General features: G+C 52.9%; 3 protein-coding genes. 1 reads left to right on the forward strand and 2 read right to left on the reverse strand.

Going from position 1 to position 3,934, the window contains the following annotated elements:
• Nucleotides 1-1,010 (reverse strand): helix-turn-helix domain-containing protein (locus tag ABJQ89_RS03895; protein ID WP_348494957.1); only part of this gene is annotated, 1,010 nt, incomplete at its 3' end.
• Nucleotides 1,011-1,131: 121 nt separating this feature from the next.
• Nucleotides 1,132-2,355: a 5-aminolevulinate synthase gene (gene hemA / locus ABJQ89_RS03900; protein ID WP_348494958.1), complete on the reverse strand. Its 1,224-nt coding sequence runs from the start codon at nucleotides 2,353-2,355 to the stop codon at nucleotides 1,132-1,134.
• Nucleotides 2,356-2,622: 267 nt separating this feature from the next.
• Here hemA and ABJQ89_RS03905 point away from each other — a divergent pair.
• Nucleotides 2,623-3,934, forward strand: a 1,312-nt coding sequence (locus ABJQ89_RS03905) for a M20/M25/M40 family metallo-hydrolase (RefSeq protein WP_348494959.1), incomplete at its 3' end; no start/stop codon positions are given.

Below are 3,934 nucleotides of genomic sequence, written 5' to 3' on the forward strand. Positions count from 1 at the left end.
TAGGTGTCGCCTGCGTTGAAGGTCGCCTCATAGAGCGTCGTTCCATCGGCAGCACTCACGCGGAGCCAGGCAGGGCGCACCGCAACAATCTCAATCTGATCAGGTACTTGTTCAACAACTTGCGGTACCGTTGCACCGGAATCTGCCAATTGAACCGTGCCATCGACCAGCAAACGTGGCTGTTCTTGCAGGCTGTTTTCATCTGCAGTGACAAAGGATGCGAAAGCGCCGTTGTTTTGCGGGTTGATCATAGAAATCGGCGCATCGCGTGCGACCAAAACAGGCGTGTCGAGCGCTTTGGGACGATACAAACGATCCAGCCCTTCCTGCTTCTGCGCATCGAGACCTGCGTTCACAGGGGAATCGCCATTCTCAGAAATATCCGCCAGTGGCGTTGCCGCACGGGCGACAGGGTCGAGATCGGCCAAAACAATCGGCGTTTCATCAACGGGGGCAACGCGGACGCGCTGTACCTCGTTCAAAACGCTCCAACCGCCAAATCCGATTGCACCGAGCAATGTCATCAAGACCAAAGTGGAGCCAATTGCACCTGGTTCAACGCGCGACAAGAATGCATCGTTGGTCGGAACGAACGGCGTGCTTGGCTGCGCAAACGGGTCACGGCCAACGGACGAGCCTGCGATCACTTCCGCAGCGCGGGATTTTTTGATCGACGAGGCTTCATCGGACATGCCGTGCGCGGTCGAAAATCCACTTTCGGCGCAGAAGGCATCAAAGGCGCGTTCAGGATTCATGCCGAGATAGCGCGCATAAGAGCGCACGTAGCCCGCGATAAATCCAGGTGTTTCAAAGACGCTTGGATCGCAGTTTTCTATGGCAGAAATGTAGGAGGCTTTAATCTTCAACTCGCGCTGCACATCGAGCAGAGATTTGCCCAATGTTGCGCGCTCACCGCGCATCATGTCGCCTAGGCGCAAGTCAAAATCGTCAAACCCTTTTGGGGCGACGTCTTCGTCTTCCGTTATGCGCGTTTTTTTGCGCCCTAGCATACGCCCATCCCCATGTTCGCCATTACTGCATTGCCCAACTTATCCACAGGTTCGATTCGAACTCTGTTGTTATTGAGGCAACATTAGCACATCACAAGAGTATTTGCATATAACTTAAGGGCTAAGCCGTTAATTCGGCACGATTCAGCGCACAATGAGACCAAAGTGAATCCATTGCATTGACCAACTTATTCACATCATCGCTCGTATGAACCGGAGATGGTGTAAAACGAAGGCGTTCCGTGCCGCGCGGAACGGTCGGGAAATTGATCGGCTGCGCGTAGATTCCAAAGTTTTCCAAAAGCATATCGGACAACTTTTGGGTGTGCACAGGATTGCCCACCATAACCGGAACAATGTGGCTACCGTGATCGATGATCGGCATGCCAAGACCCTTGAGACGCATCTTCAAAATCTTCGCTTGTGTCTGATGCTGTTCGCGTAATTCAGGTGAACGCTTAAGGAAAGCAACCGAAGCCGCTGCCCCTGCTGCAACCGCAGGCGCCAAGGATGTTGTAAAGATAAAGCCCGGCGCATACGACCGGATCGCATCGCACATCTTGTAAGACGCAGCGATATAACCGCCCATTACGCCATAGGCTTTGGCCAATGTTCCGTTAATGATATCAATGCGATGCATCAAACGATCCCGTTCAGCAACACCAGCGCCGCGTGCACCATACATGCCAACGGCGTGCACTTCATCAATGTAAGTCAGCGCGCCAAATTCATCAGCCAAATCACAAATCGCTTCGATCGGCGCAAAGTCACCATCCATGGAATAGATGGATTCAAAGGCAATCAGTTTCGGCGCATTCGGATCATCAGCCGCGAGAAGTTCGCGCAAGTGATCCAGATCGTTGTGACGGAAGATCCGCTTATCGCCACCATTACGGCGCACGCCTTCAATCATTGAAGCGTGGTTCAGGGCGTCAGAATAAATAATCAACCCAGGGAAGAGTTTCGGCAGTGTCGACAGTGTTGCGTCATTCGCGATGTAGGCGGAAGTAAAAAGCAAAGATGCCTCTTTTCCGTGCAAATCGGCTAATTCTGCCTCAAGTCGCTTATGATAAACGGTTGTGCCTGAAATATTGCGCGTGCCGCCTGATCCAGCGCCCGTTGCATCAATTGCTTCGTGCATTGCTTCAAGAACGACAGGATGCTGGCCCATGCCAAGATAGTCGTTACCACACCAGACAGTGATCTCTTGTTCAGTGCCATCCGGCTTGCGCCAGAGCGCATGCGGAAAGTTTCCGTTTTCGCGTTCGATGTCGATGAATGTGCGGTAGCGCCCTTCTGAATGAAGGGTTTGCAAACGCAAATCTAGCTGAGCAGTATAATCCAAGAGCGTTCTCTCAAGTTGGTCAGACAGTCCTCTAAGTCGCTAACAACAAAGGAGAACCGCCATAAAGCAGCAATTTCTTAACTTGTAATTAGCTCTTGAACCAAGGTCTGGCAATGGTTTTGCATAGTCCTTCATGTCGCAGGTCATAGTAAAATCAAAGATTTATGGCCGATCATTTTCCCTTTGGAAACAGACCGTCTTCTGGACAGTTACGTAAAGCATGGTAGCTTGCGCCAAATCTCTCTCTCACACCTAGGTCATTTTCCAATGTCTCTTGATTCTGTTCTCGCCAAGATCGATGAAAACCTGCCCGAGGCCACCGAGCGTTTGCTCCGCCTTTTGCGTATTCCTTCAATTTCAACCGATCCCGCCTTCAAGCGGGACTGTGATGACGCGGCTGACTGGCTCGTTGCTGACCTAAAAAACCTTGGCGCAACTGCCTCAAAGCGTCTCACGAAAGGCCATCCAATGGTCGTCGGACATGTCGACGGCAATGGCCCACACATTCTGTTTTATGGGCACTATGACGTACAACCCGTTGATCCTCTTGATCTTTGGGACACACCGCCGTTTGAACCTGCGATTGAAGACACCGAAAATGGCAAGGTCATCCGCGGGCGCGGCTCCTCGGATGACAAAGGCCAGCTGATGACCTTCATTGAGGCCTGCCGCGCTTGGAAAGAAATCCACGGCGCGCTGCCTTGCAAGATTACCTTCTTCTTTGAGGGCGAGGAAGAGAGCGGATCACCGTCGCTCGTCCCCTTCATGGTTGAGAACGCGGAAGAGCTGAAATCCGACATTGCCCTTATCTGCGACACGGGCCTGTTTGAAAGCAAGGTACCGTCCATCATCACCATGTTGCGTGGTCTTGTATCAGAAGAAGTCATCATCAAAGGCCCCGATCGCGACCTGCATTCTGGCATGTACGGCGGAATCGCGATGAACCCTATTCGCGTGCTCTCTGGCATTATCACAGGCCTCCATGACGCGGCTGGCCGCATCACACTGCCCGGCTTTTATGACGGTGTACCTGAGCTGGAAGATGAAATTCGCAGCCAATGGCAGGGCCTTGCATTTGATCACGGCAAATTCTTGGGTGATGTGGGGCTCAGCGTCCCTGCGGGCGAGCAAGGCCGCACTCCGCTTGAGATGATCTGGTCCCGCCCGACTTGTGATGTGAACGGCATCTGGGGAGGTTATGCGGGCGACGGTTTCAAAACCGTTCTTCCGTCCGAAGCAGGCGCAAAGATCAGCTTCCGTCTGGTCGGCACGCAAGATCCAGATGCGATTCACGCGTCATTTGTGGAATACGTGAACAGCTCCTTGCCAGAGGACTACACGGCAGAGTTCCCGCTCGGCAAAGGCTCCAAAGCCAGCCAGATGAGCATCACTGACCCCGCCTTTGAAAAAGCGCGCAAAGCGCTCAGCGACGAATGGCCCCTGCCCGCCTCTTACGTGGGCTGTGGTGGCTCGATCCCGATTGCAGGCCATTTCAAGGATATTTTGGATACCGACGCGATGCTGATTGGCTTTGGCAAAGACGACGATCAAATCCATTCGCCCAACGAAAAATACGACC

Origin of the sequence: Planktotalea sp. (genome assembly GCF_039984035.1) — a bacterium.
GTDB lineage: Bacteria > Pseudomonadota > Alphaproteobacteria > Rhodobacterales > Rhodobacteraceae > Planktotalea.